We start from the raw sequence: 25,390 nt of genomic DNA, 5'->3' as shown, positions 1-25,390 counted from the left end.
CAAACTTAAAAAAAAAGAGAAAAATCTAATTCAATAAATAAGAACTTCTCTTCAATCAAGTAAATAAAATATTGAAAATCGCTAAAACACCCTGTATATAATCTACAAACGAAATAGTCCGAAAGCCTATATACATTAAGAATCACCTAGTAGAATAGATAATTTGGAAATGCTTTGGGATTCGATGTAATTTTCACACCAAACACATGCCCTGTATTCATTCCTTCAGGTGCTTTAAACTGCACAGTGACTTCATCCTTATCCTCAATTAACTCCTCTGTTAGCTCATAGGTTTCCTCGTAATAAGTTAATGGCCATCGATTATATAGATTTTCTGATTTTATCGTTTTGCCGTTTACAATTACTTCAACCGCCTGGTTTTTAAAGGCACCACCCCAGTAGGTTACAACAAGATAATTTCTATCAAATTCCGGATTAATTTTCAGATCATAGGAAAACCAACCTCCATCTTCGGCAAATCGTCCAATCCGATTGTTTTCCCAGAAATGGCGGTCATCTTTAATTGCGGAAGTTTTCATCTTTTCCCCTTCTAAATTATGCGCTTTCTCATCTATTTCCAGAGCCGGATTTACTTCATCCTGCACGACTTTCTTTCGGAAAGCAATTTCATTAGGAGAGTAGATTTTCCAATACACTGAATAGCGTTGATGATGCATTTGGTAAAATGGAATCAAGCTAATATCGTTGGATTTTCCATTTAATATGCCGGCATTCTTTGTTTTAAATTTTAATAGATTCTTTTCATCCTGAATTAACCAGCTTTCCAAATCTATTTTGTTTGCAACAAAAACCGGTATATCGGTTGTTTCTGTCACCCAATTTTTATATTCCAGCGCAACACGAACCAAATCGCTACCAGGCATTTTATCAGCACCAAGTTCACCTGCCAACACCAATGGTCCATAAAAAACGGAACTCATATACGGATCATCATTGGCTTCTTCCAGATGCAAATCCAGTGGTATTTCAACCCGAATCACATCACCTTGCTTCCATTTATGTGAAAGACGAATGTACCCACCGGAACTAAGTTCGACTTTTACTGGTTGCTCGTTGATCCATATTTTGGGTGATCTTTTTAACCACGAAGGATAACGTAAATAAATCTGGTCATTAAAAGGCTGGTTTTCATCGATTCGTATGTTGATAATTTCATCTTCCGGAAAATTCGTTTCCATTGTGCACTTAAACCCTTCTTCTTTCCAATTTAGTTCAGATGGTATAAACAGATTTACATACAAATCCTTATTATTGTGGAAATAAATAGCCTTTCCATACTTAGAATGATTCTCCATACCAGTTCCCACACAACACCAAACGCCGTCCAGATCAAACACTTTGCTGTACGATTTAAATGATCCGGGACGCAAAGCAGTATAATAAGTAACTCCCCCACTATTTGGATCCTGTGAGGCCAAAATGTGGTTATACAATGTCTTTTCATAATAGTCCATATAATGGAGATCACCAGTCGATTCGAAATAATTAAGTGCAACCTTCAGCATGTTGTACGAATTACAGGTTTCACAAGACGTAAATCCCAGGCGCTTTGTAATTTCTCCCGGGCGGCCAAAACGCTCGTAACAACCATTGCCACCAATGCAGGTCGTGTGATCATGAAAAACTATGTCCAGAAAATTCTCTGTTGCCTTCCGACTGACCTCGTCACCGGTAAGTTGATATTGGCGCGCAGTTCCAGCGAAAATTGGAATTTGAGCATTGGCATGCCTCCCATAAAGGATATCATTTCCATCAGCAATATTTAGCACCACCTTTTGATGGTTAAATTTCATAGAAACATCCATGTATCTCTGGTCGCCGGTTAGTGCATACAGGTCTGCAAACACCTCATTCATTCCACCATGTTCCAAATCAAGCATGTCATCAAATAAATCCGGATTTACCTTCAACACAAAATCCGCAATTTCGTCCGCTTCTCCAATATATAGTTTTAGAGCTTTTTCATTATCGGTATACAAATAGGCATCCCTGAAAGCAGCTAATTCTTTATGTGTCCCATACCAAAAATTCCCAGACGTACCTCCCCAAGGATATCCAAACTCATCCGGTCCATCAACCGTAATTTTTCCGGCTAATATTGTATCGAAAGCCTTTGTTCTCCATGCTCTGCGATCTTTATTCTTAGCATGCATTTTTTCATGGCATTGATCGATCACATCAATCATATAATTTACCCGCTCCAAAAAACGGTGATCACCACTTTGAGCATACATTAACGAAATTCCAGATAAATAATGGTCCCAATATGCAGGCCGCGTTCCTTCTGTTTGATTAGAGCCAGGATATGCCCCAAGTTCTTCGATTCCAGCTTGTCTGCGCTGCCAGTTGAGCATGCGTTCGACATCGGCATCCAGCAAGTATTGTTGAGAAATTTTCATCGCCTTATAAAAAGGACTTTCGGGAAGCAAGCGCACATCAGACAATGAAAATGCCTGCCATAATTTAGGTTGAGCAGGAAATACAACAGCTTTATCATCTAACTCATCAGCTTGAACTGAATGGTAAATATTTAGTGTACAAATAGCTTGTAGTAAAATTGCTATTAAGATTGAGTTGATCCTAAATAAATTCATGGTTGTTCGATCCAAATTAGTTAGTTAATAAAGACTGGAAGAAAAGTAAAAGCCACCGAAAATCCGATGGCTTTTATGTATTAATTAAGCGCTGTAATATTATTCCAATGTAAGACTCTTAATCAAGTCTACTTCTTCTTGCTTGTATGGAGTTCCATCTTTTCTGAATATTTCGTGGAACCAAAGTGCAGGTTCCGCTCCATCAGGAATTGGCTCATCCCAAGCATACTTGGTATTTGATTTTCCATCAACCAATCCCCAGTTGATTGCACCAATATTTTCCTTCTTCAAAATAGGCATGATATTCGTGAACAAACTGTTGTTTCTTCTAGCCATGTACTCTGTACAAACCATAGGACGTCCAATTGTTTTCAATGTATCAATAGCTGCCTGATGCTTATCTGGTCCCTCATAATTGTGATAAGTGATAATATCAGAATTCTCAACCTGAAATTTATTCAAGTCTGATAATGATAAGTTCCACACACCAGTTGACAAAGGCTGTGATGGGCGAACTTCCCATCCCCATTCATATACTTTTTTCAATAAAGGCATAGAACGGTTTCCATAACCTGAATTTCCTGGTTCATTGTACAAGTCCCAGATAGCAATGCGCTGATCATCTTTGAACGTAGTCATAACATCTTTCACATATGCTTCAAGCGTTGCCACCAAGGTAGAATCTTCATATAACAAATCACCCGGATCACGAACCCAACCTGAGTTGTGAACACCTGGTTTTGGATCGGGTTGCGTGCCTGCCTGGTAAGTTGCATTCCAACAGTCATCAAAAAACACAAAAATGGTTTTGATTCCGTGACTGTCAGCAATATCCAAATACTTGCCCATGCGCTCTTTGAAGCCTTCTTTGTCAACTTCCCAAGCCACATGGTGTAAATAAACACGCATGCAATTCATTCCAATACCTTCGGCCCAACCCAATTCGCGGTCAATGGTCTCAGGATCAAAAGACTCGGCTTGCCAGGTTTCCAACTGGTTAATAGCCGTACTTGGATTGAAATTACAACCACGCAACCAGCCATGCTCTTCGCCCCATGCTTTTGCCTGCTCCGCAGTCCAGATATTTACAACTGCTTCTTTTTCTGCAGATTTCGTCTCTGCCTTCTTCGAACTATTTTGACACGCTGTAAATACAACAACAGCTATCAACAGTAAAAAAAATCCTCTTTTCATTTTAATTTGATTTATAATTATTGATTGTTTCTAATTAAATTTCAACGGACTCCAAGTATACGGTTTTTCTGAATCATTTGTTGACAGTGATTCACTAAGTACAGATCCTAGATTTGTTTGAAACTTCAAATTGAAGTTCACTCCCATATTAGTTTTAACCGATAACATCTGCAATGGAATTGCCAACTCTAATTGGTGCAAATTATTCACCTTTTTAACTTGATATTTTATTTCTGCACTTGCAGCCTGTTCTTCCCATTCTCCATAACTTCCTTCCAGCATTATAATCGTTCCGTCAAACCCACATTCAAAAGCAAAAATTCCATTGTGAGGTTTCTCATAACCTTTACGCTCTGTGTCTAACTGAAAAGTAAGCTGCCCATTATTCTCAAAACCGGAGGGTGCATTTTCAATCACTGCGCAGACGTACAAATAAGAGGCATCTTTAACCAACGATGCACTCATGTTTATTTCACTTTTGTGACCAACGAAATATGGCCACTCGGTCTGCCAGCAATCATCTGTAAGTTGACCATCCACAACGGCAGTCCCATTCGGAACAGAAAGTTCCGGAATCACATCTCCTTTAATCATCCATACTTCCGTTGAATTATTTGAATATGCATTCGTTGATGTAACTGCAACCGGAGTATTTCCATCGATAACTGCAATAGAATTCCACAATCCACTCTTAGTTATTGGGATGTTAAACGGTACAGAACGATTACTAAACAGGGTTCCTGAATCATCACCAATCTCAACCATCATTGCTGAAAGATTCCAACGGCTATCTCGGTTCCAGTTTGCTTGATAAGAAAGAAGCACTTCTCCCGATTCCAGCCTTGCCAAATAGGGCGCACCAGCATAGGTTTCGTTCGAAAATGGTTCTGCTAAAGGGTGATAAGTTCTTCGAGAATCTGTACCCGAAATCGTACCATCATTCCAATTATCAGCAATTTTTTCCCGGTAAATAGTGGGTTTAAATTCACCAACCTTGTTGTCTTCAACTGCCACCAACAACTCTCCTTTTTCCGGCAATAGTAAAGGAACGGGCATTCCATCGCGACGTCCCTGTCGAAAACCAACGGTTACAGGCTGTTCAGACCAACTCTCACCGAAATCAGTTGACCTCAACATCGATATATTTTGCTCATTTGAACTGGTGTATTCGCCTTCATTTGCAAAAAACAACTGTACTTCTCCTGATGGAAGCTGCACAAAAGACGGTTCCCAACATCCATCTTCAAAGGTTGATTTTGCCTGGTATACCGTTTGTTCTGACGACCAGGAAACTCCCCCATCGATGCTTTTACGAACTTTAATACCAAACAATCTATCTTCGGTATACGGTTCGCGAGGTCGCGGATTACAAGCTACAAGTATGGAATTATCGCTAAGTTCTGTGATTTCAGGAACTGCCATTGATATGTTATTTTTAGTCTCAAAAACAACTTGAGGTAAAGTCCAGCTAATCCCCAAATCATCACTAAACACAATTTCGGTATTTCCGGGTGTTGCTTCATAAACACATGCCAATCGGTTATCATGTAGCTGCACCATTCGTGCATAACCATAATATCCTGCAGGTTTTCCTGCCGCAGGTGCTATCTTCGCCATGGAGCTATAATCCCACGATATTCTAATACCATCAATATTCTCAGTTATTGCCGGTACTTCCTTTTCAATAATTGTTTCACTTTCCTTATTACAAGCAGTCAGACTTATAAAACAAGTAAAAAGAAAAGTAATCGCACTCATCATATTCATTCTCATAAATTAAGTTTATCCTTCACACTTTATTCCAAGCTATTAATCTCACATATATATACAGAAAGCTAATTTTCCTGACTCATTTCCGGAGTCATGAAATTTGAATCGATTAACATGACTTCCTGCCCACCAATATTTTTAAAATCCACCGTGCTGATGTACATATGGCGCGGATGAATTTTAGTTTTACTATTATGCGCGTGAAAAACAATTCGCAGATTTCCATCTTTATCAGTAAACATGGCACTGTGTCCAACACCAACCAAATCTCCCGGCTTTTGAAAAATAGGATTGTTTTCATATTTCACCCAAGGGCCTTTTACATCACTGGCAGTGGCCACCCCAATTCCATAAAACTGGCTTTCATAACTATTTGCTGAATAAGTCATGTAATAAATGCCATCATGCTTTGTGATGAATGAACCTTCGTTTACCCGTGGCCAGACCTCTTCCCAAGCTTGTGAAACATTAATACACTTAGTCATTGTTTCCATTTTGATAGTCATCAGATCGTCTTCCAATTCAGCAATCCAAATATTCAATCCGTCGTTGAACCGATCAAATAACAGATATGGTTTTCCATCATCCATAAACAATGAATTATCGATACATTTTTCATCTTCAATCATCGGCTTAAACACATCTTGTTTGAATGGTCCCAAAGGACTGTCACTGGTTGCCACGCAGATATGCTCGTCTGCAGAATAGTACATGTAAAACTTACCGTTTACATGGTAAACTTCAGGAGCCCAAAACCAACGATCTGCCCAAACGTCCTTTTTATTGAGCGCGAGACCAGCTGGTGCTCCAGACGGAACACTCCATGTTTGGAGGTCATCAGAAACAAAAACAGCGATCCCATCACCTGCCAATGTTCCATAAGCATAATAAGTATCTTCCCAAAGCAAAATAAACGGGTCTCCCAACGGTACTTTTTGAATCGTTGGAGTAGTATCATCCGAGATAACCGGATCTACCTCATTATCCTTGCAGGAAGAAATATTTATTATTAGTGATAATACTAAAACTGTCAGAGCTAATTTTTTCATAATTAAACATTTTAAATGTCAGAACATTCTATTATTTCTTAATCAATCGGCAGCCAAATAAACCGCCGGCCGTTTTTTCAGGATGCGCCTGAAATGTAATCTTCACCTTACTTTTCCCTTTCACATATTCAGCGGGAATCGAATATCGTACATCAAAAAAACTATCGGGCTTATTTCTATTAAGTGTCTGTGTGGCTAATTTCTTATCATCAACCATAATATCAAACTCACGATTTCCGCCGTCATTTCCCCAATAGGTGCAAATCAATTCCAATGGAAACTGATCAGTCACTTTCATTTCAATAGCAAACCAGCCACCATTTCGTGCATCTCTCCATTTTCTTCCAAAAGCTTCCCCTGTTGAAGTCTGGTCTCCAGAAAAATTATGATCTCTTTCTGGTTGCATTTCTCCAATTGCCATTAAGTCAATCGTATTCTTTCGAATTAATTCTTTCCGCGCCAACTCTTCCAAATACTCCTTCTCTTTTAATTTCCATTCGCCATCGGTGTATAAATCAAAATAGACCATATGCTTTTCATGATGCATTCGATAAAATGGAATTAATTCGATATCGTGTGGTTGCCCGACATTTAACGTTTGAAATAATAATGGTGTCTCCTGTGACTTGACCATCCATTGATCAACAGGTCGTTCATTCGTAATTAATACTGGAATATCCAAAATCGGATCAATGTTCTTTTCACCTAACTTTCCAGACAAAACCAATGGACCATATAGAAATGCAACCCGGCTTTCATTATCCGGCATCGACTCCATGGTAAGAGTCATTGGTATATCCAGCATAATCTGATCGCCATTTTCCCAAACTTTATTTACGACAATGTACCTGTTCTCGCTATTTAAAGATTCGTAAGTTTCTCCATTTATAGCAACACTCATCCCTTTTTTAGCCCACCATGGAAGACGAAATTTCAATTCCATTTCAGCACCCGGTGCCTTATCAATTGTAAATTGAATAGTGCTTTCTTCCGGATATTTGCTTTCTTGCCGAATAACGAACCCTTTTTCTTCCCAGTTTAAAACAGATGGAATATAAAGGTTGACCATCAAATTTTGATTATTCTCCTTAAAATAGATAGCTTCACCATACTTCACATGATTTTCCATACCCGTTCCTGTGCAGCACCAAAACGATTCGAATGGAGTTCCGTACTTCTTAATTGATCCGGAAGACAATGGAACCATGTAACAAACCATTCCATCGTCAGGATTTTGTGATGACAAAATATGATTGTACAAAGCGCGTTCATAATAGTCGGCATATTTCACCAGCGGCTTTTGACTAAACAAATGCTTGGTCAACTTCAGCATATTGTAGGTGTTGCAGGTCTCGGTAGTTTCTGTACTTAAGTGATTATTCAACTCATCAGGAAGTCCCAAATGTTCCCGCTCACTATTTCCTCCGGTAACATAGGAATGATGATTCGTAATTGTTTCCCAAAAGAATGACGCGATTGTACTGTCTTGCAGGTCACCCGTCAATTCATACAAACGAGAACAACCAATAATTTTAGGTATCTGGGTATTAGCATGCTTTCCAGCCAATTCATCCTTCTCTGCTGCAAGGGGATCTAGTATCGCATTATGATGAAAACGCGTTGAAAGATCCAGGTATTTAATCTCCCCCGTTAAAGCATATACTTCCGCAAGCGACTCATTCATCCCTCCATGCTCGCAAGCCAACATTTGCTGAAATTTATCTTCCGGTAGATTCAAGAAATTTTCACACGCCCAATCAGATAATTTAATAACAATAGTTTTTGCCAATTCATTGTCGCAATAGACATAAGCATCAATTAATCCTGCCCAAATTTTATGCTGAGTATACCATGGAACCCATCCTCCATTCAAATCGAACCCCTGTGATCGGATATCACCGCGACTCACTTCCGAGAATATTTTATCTTCATCCGGAATTCCACCAACATAACCAGTTTCCCTGGCATCCTGACATTTTTTCAATTCTTCAACGACGTATTCAACACGCTGTTTAAATTGCTCGTCACCTGACGAGGCAAACATCATCGAACAAGCAGACAAATAATGTCCCAAAGAATGTCCGGCAACACCACGGCTTTCCCATCCACCATAGATTTCACCTTTTACGGGCAACCCGGCATTCAGATGAAAATTATGAAGCAATCTATCAGGTTCGAGACTCAACAGATATTCCGCCTCAACTTCCATGGCATGTTTAAACGGACCATCCAACAATCTCACCTCTGACAAACTAAATGGTTCAGCTTGTAAGTTTATTTGATTATCAACAATATACTTTTTCTCACGATTTGAAGTACACGAAAATAGCGTCCCTAAAATAAATAGTAGAATGAAAGGTAATTTGATATTTCGCTTACAGTTTTCAGTCATAGTTTTGATAGTTTGTGCATTCTATTAGTTAGTTCTACTATTATAATACACTTTAACACGCCAAATCCCTTAAAAAAATTTGAACTTTTTCACCAACGAATTCAAATTCTCAATGATATATTTTAATTAAATCTCGTTGTTCAGTTTTGAATACCTTTAATTCAAATTCTTAATATGAATGACTCACCTGTTACCTTCTGGGTGTTGATATTCTGGAAAACTGGAAAGACTTGATCTGCTTTTCAGGTATTTCTTCTCTCCCATTATACCAGTAAACTTTATTTTTGGAGAACAACTCTAAAGTAGACTCAATATCAGAATCATTGGGTGCATCCCAATTGGAACAAACGACTGGTCGTCCATATCGATTGGCAATATTTAATAACCATCCTGTTTCCGGCATCGGCATATCACTTTCAAATGAAATAATATCTGAAAGGCTCCATACGTAATTACACAATTCAGCATCGGATGAACCTACAAATTCTACCTGTCGCCATCCGTTTCTGTGCCCATGTATCAGTTCGTCATGATATTTAAAATCCGGGGCAAATTTCTGCACTTTCGCAACAGGGGTGGCGGTTAATGGTTGGTTGGGAAATTCAAATCTTGCAACTCTAAATACCAGGCTCAACAGGCTTTTAACTTTTTCCTGCTCCAATCCTGATTTGCCCGGTTTATTATATAATTCCCATGCAATTACACGCGTGTCAAACCCATAATTCGCAACCAACCTGCTAACGTAGACATCAATATCCTGCGTCGGCATATCTGCATCCTGATCGGTCAGAAGAGTGGGCATCACATCAATCCCATTTTTATCTGCATAACTTAATAATGACTCAACTTTGGCGTAATAATTAGCGGTATCTTTCTTCCATTCGTTGATGTCTAATTTGACTTTTATGCTGTTGTAACCTTTAGCAGCTGCAATGTCTATTTTTTCCTGCAAATCGTCAGTACCAGTTATATCCATACAAAATCCTTTGACAGGTCCTGTTGCCATCCACTTCCATGCTCTCCATTTATTCCAACGTTCCGTTATCTCAGCTCCCGGATCTGCTTGTTCTCCCTTTTTCACAAAATGAAAGGTTCTTACCCATTCAAGATCCCTCCAGTCATATGGATAACCATCTGGGTGAAGGACATCGTGAAACCATGGTTCATAGGGTTCAAAAGAACTTAAATCCCAGGCAACGTCCCAGTTCGCATCACTGGTGTACATTCCCCAGTTATAAAAATGAATATGATATTTTGAACAGGCGGTTAAGCTCCTTGCAAAAGTACCTCCTCTTGTTCTGCCAACAATTTCAGTACAAGTTATTGGCCGGTCCCCAAGACTTTTAAGCAGTGCGACCATATCATCAAGGGCTTTCATTCTGTTCACACTTAAGTCATAGAGATGAAAATTGTGAATATCGCTCATCGAAGCCAGCTCTTTTAATGCGCTGTGCACCTTGTTGTCTTCGTAAACATGCTCTGTCAGAAAAAGTGCAGATGAGGTAACAGGTTGTGCCGGATTAAGCTCTCTTGTCCATCTCACGATGTTTTGAACCAACTCGATTTCTTCCAATCCTTCTTTTTCCCAAGCTTTGCCGTCGAATGAATACCTTAAAGCCGGCTCATTGGCCACATCCCAAAATATAATCCGCGGGTCATCTTTAAATCTACCAACAGTGTTTATCAGGTAATCTTTTATTTCCTTTTCTGCTTCAGCCCTATTATCACCATCAAAGTAGCTCTTAAAATAACTATTCGTTCGGAGTACTGGTGAAACAGTCATGTGATATTTTGAAGCTTCGTCAACAATCCCCTGGAGAAAATCTCCACTCCTTTCTGTTCCCGGTGGAATCCAAATCCTTACACTATTGTACCCGAGGCTGGCAGCCTTTTCTAAAATTGCACTCCGGTCCATTCCGGGATAGGGTACACTTGGCGCATTAAAGCCCTTTATTATACCTACTTTACTCTCCCACTCCCATGCTTGCGTCTCTGACCATTGATCCCGTCCTTCAGCTCTCCCATTAATCGAATAGGAGAATGTAAAAAAGGCTATTAAAATCAATACCGGATTTCGCATGGTGGATTTATTTTACGATACCAAAATGATCAACCAAACGATCATATTCTTCCTTTGAAATTGTAATCATGCAACCATGTCTCACGGATGATGGAAAGCTATATTTATCCCAGTCGCTATAGAATGTATATCCCGAAGCCTGAAACCATGGCCCGTTCATATTATCAGCTATTGAAAGGCCATATGAAACGCCCGGGTATTGCTCGTAATACAGGTACCAGATTTTTCCATCCGGTGATGGGATAAGCATAGGCGCTTCCCTAAAGTTTGGACTGATTGAGGGACCCGGTTCAGAATATGGCCCTAGTAAAGCCGGAGCCTTTGCAATGCGAATGGTTTTACCCGTCGTCCAGTAAAGTGTTGGGTAGGTTTCGTCTTTTATAACAGCATAATAATTCTGACCGATCTTTCGAATGAAAACATCAATGGTACCCATATCCCAATCGAACAAACGTGTTGGATGATCTGAAAACGTTTTTAAGTCTTTTGATAAAACATACAAGGTTCGCTGGCTTGCCCAGTAAATCTCACCACCTTCTTTGTGCGGGGTGTGCCAGGTCACCACATATTGCTTTGAATCCTGGTCAAAATAAACTTTAGGTGCTCCTATTCGCTGCAATGCATATGAATAATCAGGGGTGCTTTTCAAATCAGGTGTAAAGGTGCTGTGTTTTTCCCATTTAATCAGATCCTCCGAAACCCAGAAGTTAATATCAGGCGATCCATCACTTCTGTTACCGGCAATGTAATAACGCCCATCGTGCCCTTTACAAATATCAGGATGACCATGGTAATCATCAAACACCCGTTTTCTGTCATTCAACGCATACCAATGCAGGCCATCCAAACTTACCGAATAATAAAGCTCTCCATAATCTTGATGGGTCATATGAGCAAACAAATAGGCTTGATTAACAGCATCTTCGGGACTTTCCACCTGCCCTGGCGGATCAGGTTGCTGGGCACTTAAGTTAAAAACTATTAGAATAAAAAAAGAAAGTAAATAAATTGGTTTGAAATGGATTGTTTTCATAGTTGGGTTAGATTTATTAGAGGATCATTAAAAAAGAATCTACAAGGTCTTCCGAAAGAAAGACCTTGTAGATTCGATAACCAAATATATATTAGTACATTGGATTTTGGTCTAAGTTCGGGTTGTTGTCCACCTCGACTTGAGGAATTGGCATCCTGCTTGTCTTTCCTACAACAAAATTACCAAAGTCAGGATCACGACTTGTCAATTCGTTCAATCCTTCACTGGTTTCCCATAGATTCCATCTCTTTAAGTCGGCCCAACGCACACCTTCCAAACATAGTTCAAGAGAACGTTCCATCTGCAGACGCTTCAAGAATGCTTCTTTTGAATTTACTACTGAAGAATACAAGGTACTGTTTTCCAATTTTGGCAATCCAACCCTTTCTCGAACGCGGTCAACCAATTCCACTGCTAATGCTGGTGGAGTACCGCCACCCAATTCTGCTAAACATTCTGAATACAGCAGTAAAACATCGGCATAACGGATCACCCTGAAGTTAATTGGTGAATAATAATCTTCACGATTCCGATAGTAATCGCCCTGGTATTTTCTAAAGAAACAATCGCTTCCCCATCCTGCTTCCCAGTCACGACCATAAATTTTTTCGCCCGGATAATCAGTTTGCAGTTCCGGATAGAAAATACTTGCGCGCAAACGTGGGTCAATCTGTCCATCTGTTGTTGGTTCTTTTTTATACTCATCCACTAACCATCTTCTAGGTTGTCCGTCACACCAGCCTATACCACGTGGAGCGAAGAACTGAGCACGGTTTGAGCCCACATTCTGATTTGCAACATCACCATCTCCAGCGGGATTAACGTCTGAAAACTGGATTTCATACACTGATTCCATGTTATTTTCAGTGGTATGCATGAAGTTATCCTTGTAATTTGAAACCAATCCATAATATGAAGCACCCGCTCCTTCAACTAACCAAGACAATGCATCTTTAGCTTGCTGCCACTCATGCAATTGCATATGCACTTTTCCAAGAAGTGCCAATGCAGCACCTTTTGTTGGACGTCCGAGATTAGCATCATCCCATTGGTCAGGCAAACTATTCACTGCATCATTCAGATCAAGTTTAATCTGGGCAAAAACTTCTGCTTCTGAGCTTTGCTCAGGCGTATCATCTGGTTGAGAAGCATTTAGCACTAAAGGTACATTATCGAACATGAGTGCCAAATTGTAGTAATAGAATGCTCTTAAAAATTTAGCTTGACCGAGAATTCTATTTTTATTATTCTGGTCGCTAAATTCTATTTCCGGAACATAGTCCAATACCTGGTTGCACCTGAAAATAGCTTTGTAATGGTCACGCCACATCCAACGGTTACCTTCCCAGAAATTATAGTTAAAGTAGATAAAACGGGTCCATTCCTTTAACTCATTCCATGGACTTTGACTATACCCCTCGTCTGAAGTTAAATCGTAACGGAAGTAGATCCAACGGGTCCAGCTTCCTGGCTTATAAAACATTGTATAAACGGCATCTATACCTAATTGGGCGTCATCCGGACTTTTCCAAAACGTATCGGTTGTCGGGAAGTTTGGGTTCGGAATATCGATCAGGTCTTCAGAACAAGACATTACCGATAACATTATTGCTAATAAGCTATATATTAGTATCTTTTTCATAGTATTTCTGAATTAGAATTGAAATGAAAGTGAAAAAACAACTGATTTAGGAGAAGGATATGCCGCATCATCCTGACCTTTTACAAAGATACCTGGCGATTTAAATTCAGGATCAAGACCAGCATATTTTGTGAGTGTAATGAGATTTTGACCAGTTACTGAAACTCTCATATTATCAAAGACATCTAGTAGCTGAGACTTTGCAAAAGTATACCCCAAGGTCATTTGTCTGATTTTGAAGTAAGATCCTTTTTCAATATAGCGATCCTGATCACCTCGGGCATTACGGTTGTCTGCATAAATTACTCTTGGATTATCGGTATTTGGGTCTGCCGCTGTCCAGGCTTTATACCCTGAAATGTGGTTGGTATTATCTGAAAAACCACCCATCCAGCTAGCTGCACCATTGTATACATCTTGTCCAAATGAACCGAAACCAGCAAAACTAAAATCAAAGTTTTTGTACGATACTTGTCCATTCAATCCTATTTCGAATTTTGGCCATGGGTTACCGGTAATTGTCCGGTCCTCATTATTAATCTGACCATCGTCATTTACGTCTACATAACGGATATCACCAGGCTTCGCATTTGGCTGAATTACTGTTCCTGAGGAACTTTTATGAGCCAGTACTTCTGCTTCATTCTGAAACAGACCGTCTGTTTTAATGGTATAAAACATGGCCAATGGTTCACCAATTTCCGTTTTTGTTATCCAGGTGTATTGCTCAACTTTACCATACCCAAATTCCAATACTTCATTTCTCAAGCGTGTAAAAGTTGCTCCAACTGAATAGTCGAAATCACCTTTAGTATCTCTCCAGTTTCCGGTAAATTCAATGCCCGTATTTTTCAAACTAGCTGCATTCACAAAGGGATCTCCCCCATCATTACCTGTTGTTAACAGAATAGGCATTTCTGTTAGGACATCTTTGGTAGTAGAAACGAAATATTCTGCACTCATTTGCAGCTTATTATCCAAAAATGCCACATCAAGACCATAGTTCTCCTGGGTTTGTTCTTCCCATTTCAAATCCCTGTTCACCAATTTAATTTGGGTCATACCTGGATTCAAGTGTTGATCGGTTCCAAAAACTGCTATTGGGAACGAGTTAAGAACTGCCACATAATCCCAGTTTCCGATATTCACATTACCCAAAGTACCGTGGCTATAACGCAATTTCATATCACTTATCCAAGGTACATTAAAGAAATTTTCCTTGCTAATTCTCCAACCTGCAGAAACTGATGGGAAGAATCCCCATTTGTTTCCCGGTGCAAACTTGGAAGAACCATCATAGCGGAAAGTGGCACTTAACAAATATTTTTCTGCATAAGTGTAATTTAATCGTCCGAAATACGAAATCAATGATGATTCATTAATAAACCCTCCTGCAAATGCATCAGTTGTTCCAGCATCGATCACATCAAAGTAATGATCACCCACCTGAACAAGGTTTTTCTTCCGGGCTTGAATCCTTTCATAATAGGTACTCTGGTAGGAATTACCTACAACTGCATTAATATCATGAGGTCCAAATTGCTTTTTATAAGTTAAGGTATTTTCAATCAAGCGATTGACATATTTGGCTTTATTCTCATCTTTAGTTGAAGGATCATAAGGTAAGTTCAAAGTATAATTACCTTCTTTTCTTAAATACTTATGATTATCCTGACTAGTTTCATAACCCAGATTTAGCTTGTACTGAAGACCATCCATCAAATCCAGAGTAGTATACAAATTTCCACGGATTCTTAAATTCTCATTAGTTGTTATCCTTAAATCTTCGCTAGCAATTGGATTTGAACCAAATGTCCGGGCAGTCGCTTCATTACCATAACCATATCCTCCAAAATTATTTTCATCATAAATTGGAATAATTGGAAGCATTCTCATTACATCAATATGTTTTGAGAATATTGCATTCTGTTCTTCAACAAACGTGTTACTTATTGCCAGGTTTTCACCAATAGTGAAGATTCCTTTCTTACCCTCAGTATTCACCCTGAAGCTATAACGCTCCATAGAAGTACCATACACTGTACCCGGATTGTCATAATAATTGGTTGAAACCAGGTATCGGCCATCTTCACTTCCTCCAGAAAAAGACAGGTTATGGTCCTGAATCACGGCAGTTCTGAAGACGGCATCGTTCCAATCTGTATTTCCATCCATCCAGTTTGGTACTGCACTCACATCAGGTACTCCGTCAGCAATAGCGGTTTGGTAAGCCTGAGTAGTAATATCTATCCACTCTTCACGGCCCATAAGGTCCATCATCGGAAGGTTGTCAATACTCAGTTTTCCAGCGTAATTAACTTTCATTTCGCCAGCTTTCCCTTTTTTGGTCTCAATAATGATCACACCATTTGCAGCTCTCGATCCATAAATAGCAGCTGCAGACGCATCTTTCAAAACCTGTATAGACTCGATATCATTTACGTTGAAGTCGCGGTTTCCTGAAGTTGGCAATCCGTCAATAATATATAGAGGATTATTGTTAGTGAAGTTGCCCAATCCCCTGATTTCCACAGTAGGCTCACTACCAATACCACCACTTGATCGGATATTAACACCAGCAACAAGACCTTGAATAGCATCACCCACGTTCAAAGCTGTAACGTTTTTAAAATCATCTGCTTTAACAACGGACACTGCTCCTGTAAGGTCAGCTTTCTTTATGGTACCATAACCGATAGCAACAACTTCTTCCAACCCAATTGCTGATTCTTCCAAAACAACATTGATCAGCTCATCACCGGCAACTGGCCTCTCGACAGTTGTCATTCCAACGAAGGAGAAAACTAAAACGGCGTCAGCTTCAATATTAGGAATACTATATTCACCGTCAATATTCGAGATGGTACCTCTTGTTGTACCTTTTACCGCAATGGTAACTCCAACAATTGGTTCTCCATCCTCACTGGTTACGATTCCTCTAACAGTAATGGGAGATTGCATAAGATTCACATTTTCAACGGAATCTTTCTTAGTAATAACAATGTACCTATCAACGACCTTATAGCTAAGATCAGTATCAGAAAAGATTTGATTTAAGACTGTCTCTATTTCTGCTCCTGCGAGTTCAAGATTGACCGTTTTGGAACTTAATTCATCTTTGTTGTAAAAGAAATAGTATTCGGATTGATTTTCTATTTCAGTAAGTACTTCCTGGATAGTGGCCTCTTTTAGATTGAGGTTTACCCTTGCATTTTGCGAGTAACTGCTGGCACTTGCAGTAATAATCCCAACAAGCATAAAGAAAGATAGGAATTTCATAGCCAGTACTAGTTTTTTAAGCGATCCATAGGGATCACCTTTAATTTGTTTTTTTTTCATAAATTTGTCGACTTAAGTGTTAATGCATTAGAAAATTAACTCTTGTTAGGCGATGAAAATGTGAGCGCATCTTCATCGCCGTTTTTTTAGCTCGTATTGGTTCTATTCATAGATTTGTTTTTCTGTTAGCTTTTCTTCTTTAACGTAATAATATTACGATCGTTAGGTACAAGCTCCATCTCAAACTTCATATTCTCACGAATTGTAAGAATTTCAAGTATTTGGTCGACAGGCTTATATTTTAGAACAGTTCCTGATATATTTCGAGTTTTTAATTCTTCATCAACAATATTAATCTTTACATTATACCATCTTTCCAACATATGGGACAAATCGAGTAACGATATATTGTCGACAAATAATTTTCCTTCTTTCCACATAGTCAGATATTTGGTATCAATATTATAAACATCAAGCTCGTTGTGCTGATCAAACACTGCACTTTGACTAGGCTTTAGATATAAAAGAAGTTTTTTATTCTTATTTAATAACCGAACCTTTCCTTCAACTAAAGTCGTTATTTCGTTTTCACCATTATACGCTCTAACATTCAAAGAAGTTCCAGTTACCTGAACCACAGACTTATTGGTAGAAATATTGAATGGTTTATCCGGGTTAGTGTGTACATTAAAATAGGCCTCACCAACCAATTCAACATCTCGGGTATCATCGTTAAAGGCTGTAGGATATTTAAATGTAGTTTCAGAGTTTAGCCAAACTTCTGTGCCATCTGGTAATTCGAGTTGAGCCATCTGCCCCCGTGGAACAGTAAGTGTCGCGTAAGCGATTTCTGGATTCAATAATCCGGACTGGGCAAAATAAGAAACTAAGGTTCCGATTGCCAAGGATATAATCACAATAGCGGCATATTTGCTCCAGACTCTAAATAATCTTACAGGACTAATACGTTTATCAATTTGAGTCCACAATTCATCCTCAGAACTCAACGCCAGAAGTTCCTTTATCTGTTCTTGAGCTTCAAAGATTTTTTTAGACTCGATAAAATCTTTCGAGTTTCTTAGCTCCGAAGAAATATCTTCTACTGTATCAGTCCCTTCATGAAAGTGAGATACAATTTTCTCTTCATCAATATTTTTCTTGTTTTCCATCTATGTTCTTATAACGCATAGATGCAATGGGAGGGTGAAAAATTATTAAGCTTTTTTTAGATTTCTGATCCTAAAGGGAAAATCAAAAGGCATACATTATTATAAATATCAGGCTTTTATCCATCTAGAGAAGGTAAAAAACAAGTTTAAATAAGCCTCTCTAAGCTCACTACGAAGAATTCGATAAGCAATAACCATCTGGGTTTTTACCGTATTTTTTGAAATTGATAATTTTTGAGCAATATCCTGGTAACTTAATTCGTCGATATAAGCAAGCAGGAAGACTTGTTTGCACTTTCTGGGCAATTTAGAAATCGCTTTGGAAATTCGAAAAGTAATCTCTTCTTTGTTATCCAGGACAATTTCTTCCTGCTCAATTTTCAATAAACTTGCTTCCAACTCAACCTGTTTTATTTTAATCGTTCTCAGGTAGCTAATAGTACGGTTCTTAATTGCTACTAATAAGTAATGCTTTAATTCTTCAGGACCGCGATAAATTTTTTCTCGCTTTTCCCATAAGGTTATAAACGTTTCCTGAACAATATCCTCAACAATGTGTGGGTCATTAAGGTAACGAAATGCAACTATTGAAGCAGCATAATAATTATCCCTAAAGAATTTTTCAAATTCTTTTAAACTTAAAGGCTGTCGGATACTTATTTTCTTCATTTAAATCCTTTGGATTTGAAAACAAAGATTATTTATTTTTTGTTCTTTTCAAATTGTCATAATAATTCATCTAGACATTTCAATCCCTAAAATGTGCTTCACCATCAATTACAAAAAAAACTCTTACCACACGAAATAACAGCCACTTACCCAACAAAGAAACAAATCAAATTTTATAAACTTAACCTACCTTATTTCTATTTCTTTTAACTCTTTAAAAATTTCTTTTCAACACCTGAAACCAATACTTTTTGAATATCAATTTCGCCAAAGTAGCATTTTACGAAAGGTTGACCTCCTTTTAATCCAACATTTCCAAATCCTGTTTGAGTTGAAATGAAACTGGTAAAATCGCCAATTTTGGAATCGATGTGCAAGGCCCGATCAACCGCATCGTAACGCACTCCAGTCAATCCTTCCAACATTCCATAGCTTGACATTGCCCGCGCATACCAGTGCCCACATTCGTACTCATCAAACGGATTTCGTATAAAACCATCGTACCTCAATCGGCATTCCCTTACAACATCCAGTCCCTTCTGCACTTCTCCCTTAAACATTAAATGACTGGCAACCTGGTATTCAATTCCCGTCCAGACTTCGTTGCTATAAACAAACGGAAGCGACAATTTTCCACCTTTTGGCCAGGTGCATAGTAGTAGTCCTCCATCTTCACCACAGGCATACGTTGGGCGTTGTGGATTATCATGATCGATAAGGGTATCCTTCAAATTATATTTATGAATTGAATTCAAATGACTGGTAACTTTCTCATTATCCAGAGCTTCTTTCAAACCACAAACCGATGCCATCCACATACCTAAAATTCCATCCGACAAGCACCCTTTCCCATACTGGTATTTGGGACCTTCCTTTTTCAGGATTTCCAATGCCTCGGCTGAATATTTTGTATTAAACGACTGTGCTTCCACAGGATTGGGCGCCACCAAACCAGTCCATTTGATTTTTTGGATGAAGTATTCTCCATCGAACAACTCCGTTTCCATGTAGTTTTTACCACTTGCAACCAACGTCTCGTATCGCTCGCAAGGCTTCTCTAGGGCTTTGCTCATTTCAATAAAAGCTGTTAACGCGCCGATATAAAAACTGGTACACATTCCATCCGGCCCCCAAAACTCAATATCGTAGGTATTGTGATGGGGTTCTTCCAAAAATCCCTGGTGTTTTGGATCCCAGGTTTCAATGCAATAATCCAGGCTTTGCTTCACTTTCGGATATAATTTTTTCAACCAAGAGCTATCACCGCTGATACGCCAATCACGATAAATCTTCATAATTCCCCCAAGCTGTCCATCAGCTGCTGAATGGAAATTATGAATGGTTGTGGTAATTGGTAAATTGCTCCGGAATACCTGATGACCTTCCTCATTTTGATTTACTTCAAACTCCGTTTCACGAAACGTACGTTCAAGATTTGGGAATAAATGAGGAATAGTCTGCGCATAATTCCAAACATGTGTGCAACTACCATGACAGCATCCAGCATTATCGCTGCATCCTTCCCATCCCCATAGACGCCCGTCATATTGACGCAAAACTGTTGGAGATTTTAAAATCGTAAGATTGGCTGCCACAGCTTCAACGACTTCTACAGGCAAAGTTGTATTATAAAATGCGTCGCGAAATAGCTCACTTTTCTTTTTCAAATCTTTGATGTGCGTCTTCCAGTAGACTATAAATTCATCCAAACTTTTAAATCGACTGGTGTACCATGGCTTATAAAATGGTTCTGTTTCTTCTAATTCAGGCGACTCTTGACTATCCTGAATCTTCTTCCATCCATTATAGTTGTCATTTTCAAAATCTGCTACCAAAATGGCATCGTCAGATAAATTGGAAAGATTTTCATTTGGATTATCAGTCAGCACAAACTGATCAGCCAAAATGTGTCCCCATGGATAGGTGTCCTGATCCACGATTTGAATAGTCGCTTCTTTTCCAGCAAATGCCTCAAGATCCCATGTCTTCTCAAGCAATCTCTCCGATTGCAAACCTGTGGCGACTTCAACTACTTTGTCATCAACAATCAGTTTGACCGCAGTTGTTTCCGGATTACTTCCACCTCCGATCAAAAATTTGAGATAACGCTTGCTGATTTTTAACACCGGAGACTGCAATATTCCAGTTTGACCATCACCTTTTGGATCAAACGTATTTACCAATCGCTTTCCGGCAAAGCCGGACACTTCCATTTGATTTGGAGCAGTTCCACGTGAAGGGCTTTCTCTAAAAGCAGGGCCGGCATTTAGCAATGCTCCGGCTGAAAGCTTTGAATTCGGCAAATACCAATTAAAATTGACCGAGATAACCTTCTCCTCGCCGGGGAGAACAGAAATAGGAACAAAAATTGAAGCTCCGGGTGCTGAACCTTCCACCGGGGGGTTACTTACCAGTTCACCATTTCGAATCTGTTTCCACAAGATTGTCTGAGGATCAAACCAACCTCCCCTAAACCAACAATAATCGACTACCGCATTGTCCTGATCAACAAAAATCGAAAAGCCTGATTCCTTTTTACTATTTGCCTTTGTCACCCTGAAGCCATTCTTTTCTTCCAGAATTTGCCCGTTTTCATCAATAAAATTTCGTGCGTTGTATGAAAAAACAGCCTCAACCTTTTTGCCTGAATTATTTTTGAAATGGTACTCCATCACCCCTCCGGGCAAACTGGAATTATCTTCATCTCCGGGAATAAACGGACTCCAACCAACGACCTTTACCTGCAAAGGAATATCGTTATCCCCCAACTCAAGAGTTGCAAACGGGAAGCGAGGCAGAAAATTACCACTCTCAAAACGAGGCAATCCATAACTTCGATTTCCACTTCCATTGCCCGACCCGGCCGGGCCAAACAACTTCCATCCCGGTACAGGTGCTTCCAAAACCTTCGCACCATTGGATACACCTTTAACACTTACAGCCGCAAAAGCATACGGCTCGTTATACATTTCGGGCCGGTTGTTTACTGAAAGATGAGAAATGGCCCCAGTTCCTTCCATGCAAAACATACCGGCTCCTATTCCACCAATTGGGAACGCAATGTGATTGAGATAACTTCCGGTATATTGGCCATTAAACGAGTGGCCGCCTTCATTTCTTCTGTCAGCAATTAAATAAGAACTAGCACGATTAGCTTTTGCTTGCCCGGGAGTATATTGCATACCTGCAAAAAGACCGGCTGGCATAGCCGATAATCCAGCTCCGGCCCCCAATTTTTTCAAGAAAGAACGGCGGTTATTATTGTCATTCATAATTTCAGGTTTAGTTGGTTAAAATCAGTTCTTTTACTTCATCCTCTTCAAATAGACACGGTGCAATAAAAAATTCGTTCTTTGATCTGCACCCGCCTTCGCTTTTGTAAATATGGTGATGGTGTTGGTTCCTTTTTTGATGTTCAGAGTTCCGATCAGTTCCTTTTCTATAAAAGTTGTTTCTTCCGAATATTCGCTGACGTTTGTTTTGATCGGAATCTGACGTTGACTGACGTCAAAATTTCCAGATTGAGGCCCTTTCAAATAAGACAAATACAATTCATATTCGCCTTCTGATGGTACATCCAATTCAAACTTTGCAAACCCATGACCATTAACCTTCAATTCCATCACGCCAAATGACTTCCCATCCGGCGTTTTTTCATTCTTATAGGAAATAGATGAACCATGACTTAACGCTTTCACAGGAAGCAATTGAAGCCAGTACTCCAACAAATCCGGCGACTCAATTTTCGCAAGAAGCTCCGATTCAGGCGTCTTATTTTCAAGTGGAGGCCTGTCGCAATAATAAAATGCCACAGACGCATAATTGACCGGAATATTATTGTTTTCAGGCCCATGTTCAATCGTTTGTAAAATCTCCCTGTTAAATGGAATTTTGTCTGAAACCAGAAGTCGGTACCCACCTGTCCTTGCCATTGGTATCGAATAATCCAAACACCCGTGAAGTGGTAAACTGAATGCCTGATCCCAGCGATCAGCAAGCGCATACCAGCCACCATTAAAATAATCTTCGGAGCCAGTTCCATGGAGTTGCAACTCGCCATCCACATAGCATTCATCATCCCCCTCAAAAAAGATGGTCATCCCTGAATTTCGCCCCTGTGCCTGAAGTAAAGTGCCGACATAATGTCCTTTCCCTTCTTTCTTCAATATTTGATACGATTGTCCCAGTGGAGGATTCAATTCGTGTCTCCAACTTGCATAAAACTTGCCTTCACTTTTTAACCGTTTTTCTGAGCTATAAAATACTTTTATCTCAAGTGGCAGTTGGTCGTGCAAATTTTTATCGTGCTTTAAGTATTCAAGTTCCAAAACCGCATGTTTATCAAACGGCATTGGGAAATAGCAATAATGTTTATTGCCATTTACCCCAGCCAATAACGACTGCATGGAAGGTTTACCAAATGCATAGCCAAAGAAATCAATCAAAGGACAATTAATAGCAGTCACCTGCTCATCGTCCCACCTGGCACGAAAAATAAGATCCTTGTAGTCAGTATTTAAACCAACCTTGGGAATGATTTCAAGACCGCAAATCCGACCTCCATTAGTTAACTCAAAAACTTGAATTTTTTCTCCGGGTTTGATGGTAATATTTTTGGTTTCCTCTTCAATCGCGCTTTTTAAACCAGGTATTTCTGGCAAGATGCAACTGCCTGATTTTTTCCAAAATGAAACGACTTCTTCCAGGGCTTTTTCGTCACCCGGTGATAGCTTTTCGGGAAAAGTTTCTACCTCAACGCCTTCCTTGAGCTCGCGATATTGGATTTGAAAGAACATCATCCGTTCCCCTTTGAAAACGATCTTGCACGATTTCTTGTAAGGGATTGGCAGGTAACAATAGTACCCCCCCACTTCGTTTCCAACGACAGGCCGTTCGAATGGATAGTTTTTCCCCGAAAACAAGTCGATAAACTTACAGGAGATTCGAGGCGTGGTTTCACCGTCAAAATAAAACTGAATGGTATCGCTGGTTGGCGTTGGTGTCCAAATTCGCTGAATAACTCCTGAACCTTTCAGATCAGCAATCACAAGGTTGCCGTTTTCCTTCCGCAAATAGGAATATTTGCCCGAAAAACCATCGTCGTTTCCTCCTGTGCGGTCGTAACTTGAAAGTTGCTTCACCGCAGCATCGTCATCATACAGAGCTAGCTGATCAACTCTTGCCAGCTTCAATATTTCGTTGGAATATTGCGCACTAGCGTGTGTATATACAAATACCAGAAAAAGCAGTGTAATTTTTGAATATAGAGACATGTTACATTTGATTTAGCACATAACTATTTATCCTTCTTTTCATTCCCCCACAGCGTTGATTTTTCTCCGTGCTCCCTTCTCCATGAATCTCTCCAAAGATGGATTTGCGCAGGAGCAATAGCTGGCATAGGTTTTCTTTCTTCTTTTGAGAATGATCGTGGCAGCGGCGATGCATTTTGTTGATACCAGTAGGCAACAGAAGCCAAATCCAGTGTCAAGGCATTGTTATGCCCATGCTCAATGGTGAACCGGCAGGATTTACTAAAATAAAACGGATCGTTTATCATAAAACGGTAGACATGTGTTCTGCCCAACCACCCCGTTTCATTGTTTACTCTTGGATAGCCAAAGTACGGATGTTCAAATATCTCTTTTGGACACCACGAAGTGTTAAAGAAATCTTCGGTTCCGGTTCCCACAATAGACGGTGTTTTTTCACCATCAATGAAAACCATTTCATCTCCTTCGCCATACCACATGGTTGTCGGGCAATTCACATAATAGTTCACTCCAACAAAATGGCCTTTCCCTTTAATATCAGCAAACAGGTAATTCCCTTTTCCATCCAGATTTTTACCTTGTTCACCAAGTACTCCCCACTCGTTTTCACCATCCGGTAAAGCCTCGGTTAATTCGTGGTTGTACCATGCATGAAAACGGCCACAATCCGAATCAATTTCTTTTAATTCGAGATAGTCAATATTAAAATAGAATGCGCTGATATCAACCCCTGACTGATTCTCAATTTCAATTTTAGCACCGTTTGCAAAAGGCATGGCGAAATAACTGACGTATGATTTTCCCCAACCAGGAGAAACTGCCAGTGGAGCACTCACAAAATTGTAGGTTTCATCCCAACCGTTTCCAAAGAAAGGCCCAATTGGTGATTCTACCGATGGATAGGAATTTCCATCCCAAAACATTCGTATTACTATATCATTGCGGTTTAAAACATCTGCTCCCGGTGCTATGGTTATCCAAATGTGGTTGATAACTCCGGCACCTTCCACATCCATAATTGTCACCTTGTCTCCATCTTTAATATCTTTAAGGCAATCGGCATTACCGCCTGCTTGATCCCAACTACCGACTCGTTTAGACTTGACATCCTCTTTTATTTTTGTGAGAGAAAAGAACTCGTTATTAACCTGCTGAGAAAATAAGAATCCAGCATGAAATACAATGATAAGTAATACTACTATTTTTTTCATTTGATAGATTTAGT

General features: G+C 39.5%; 14 protein-coding genes. All 14 read right to left on the bottom strand.

Annotated features, from left to right (window positions below; all coding sequences use genetic code 11):
* Positions 1–146 precede the first annotated feature (146 nt).
* The 14 genes from ACUNWD_RS00210 to ACUNWD_RS00145 all read right to left on the bottom strand — a co-directional run bounded on the left by ACUNWD_RS00210 (position 147) and on the right by ACUNWD_RS00145 (position 25,376).
* Positions 147–2,615: a beta-L-arabinofuranosidase domain-containing protein gene (locus ACUNWD_RS00210; protein WP_445585739.1), complete on the bottom strand. Its 2,469-nt coding sequence runs from the start codon at positions 2,613–2,615 to the stop codon at positions 147–149.
* 99 nt (positions 2,616–2,714) lie between these two features.
* Positions 2,715–3,809: a hypothetical protein gene (locus ACUNWD_RS00205; RefSeq protein WP_445585738.1), complete on the bottom strand. Its 1,095-nt coding sequence runs from the start codon at positions 3,807–3,809 to the stop codon at positions 2,715–2,717.
* Between the two features lie 30 nt (positions 3,810–3,839).
* On the bottom strand, positions 3,840–5,582 hold the full coding sequence (locus tag ACUNWD_RS00200) for a sialidase family protein (protein ID WP_445585737.1): 1,743 nt from the start codon (positions 5,580–5,582) through the stop codon (positions 3,840–3,842).
* Between the two features lie 62 nt (positions 5,583–5,644).
* Entirely contained in the window at positions 5,645–6,628 is a 984-nt protein-coding gene (locus ACUNWD_RS00195; RefSeq protein ID WP_445585736.1) for a glycoside hydrolase family 43 protein, read from the bottom strand.
* Positions 6,629–6,659: 31 nt separating this feature from the next.
* A complete protein-coding gene (locus tag ACUNWD_RS00190; RefSeq protein ID WP_445585735.1) occupies positions 6,660–9,020 on the bottom strand; it encodes a beta-L-arabinofuranosidase domain-containing protein in 2,361 nt (786 codons plus the stop codon).
* A 190-nt stretch (positions 9,021–9,210) separates the two neighbouring features.
* The gene (locus tag ACUNWD_RS00185) at positions 9,211–11,100 is read right to left on the bottom strand and encodes a hypothetical protein (RefSeq protein ID WP_445585734.1); all 1,890 of its coding nucleotides are present in this window, start codon (positions 11,098–11,100) and stop codon (positions 9,211–9,213) included.
* Between the two features lie 7 nt (positions 11,101–11,107).
* Positions 11,108–12,133: a glycoside hydrolase family 43 protein gene (locus ACUNWD_RS00180; RefSeq protein ID WP_445585733.1), complete on the bottom strand. Its 1,026-nt coding sequence runs from the start codon at positions 12,131–12,133 to the stop codon at positions 11,108–11,110.
* A gap of 91 nt (positions 12,134–12,224) precedes the next feature.
* Complete coding sequence (locus ACUNWD_RS00175) at positions 12,225–13,775, bottom strand: RagB/SusD family nutrient uptake outer membrane protein (RefSeq protein WP_445585732.1); 1,551 nt, start codon at positions 13,773–13,775, stop codon at positions 12,225–12,227.
* Positions 13,776–13,787: 12 nt separating this feature from the next.
* The gene (locus tag ACUNWD_RS00170; RefSeq protein WP_445585731.1) at positions 13,788–17,114 is read right to left on the bottom strand and encodes a TonB-dependent receptor; all 3,327 of its coding nucleotides are present in this window, start codon (positions 17,112–17,114) and stop codon (positions 13,788–13,790) included.
* Positions 17,115–17,239: 125 nt separating this feature from the next.
* The gene (locus tag ACUNWD_RS00165) at positions 17,240–18,223 is read right to left on the bottom strand and encodes a FecR family protein (RefSeq protein WP_445585730.1); all 984 of its coding nucleotides are present in this window, start codon (positions 18,221–18,223) and stop codon (positions 17,240–17,242) included.
* 108 nt (positions 18,224–18,331) lie between these two features.
* A complete protein-coding gene (locus ACUNWD_RS00160) occupies positions 18,332–18,892 on the bottom strand; it encodes an RNA polymerase sigma factor (RefSeq protein ID WP_445585729.1) in 561 nt (186 codons plus the stop codon).
* A gap of 206 nt (positions 18,893–19,098) precedes the next feature.
* Entirely contained in the window at positions 19,099–22,164 is a 3,066-nt protein-coding gene (locus ACUNWD_RS00155; RefSeq protein ID WP_445585728.1) for a GH116 family glycosyl hydrolase, read from the bottom strand.
* Between the two features lie 33 nt (positions 22,165–22,197).
* Entirely contained in the window at positions 22,198–24,165 is a 1,968-nt protein-coding gene (locus ACUNWD_RS00150; RefSeq protein WP_445585727.1) for a glycoside hydrolase family 172 protein, read from the bottom strand.
* A 23-nt stretch (positions 24,166–24,188) separates the two neighbouring features.
* Positions 24,189–25,376 (bottom strand): glycoside hydrolase family 172 protein, encoded by a 1,188-nt coding sequence (locus ACUNWD_RS00145; protein WP_445585726.1) that lies wholly within the window; start codon positions 25,374–25,376, stop codon positions 24,189–24,191.
* Positions 25,377–25,390 lie beyond the last annotated feature (14 nt).

It is taken from the genome of Sunxiuqinia sp. A32 (assembly GCF_052690465.1).
Note: the sequence above shows the minus strand (reverse complement) of the source record. Positions and strands in the feature narration are given on the sequence as shown.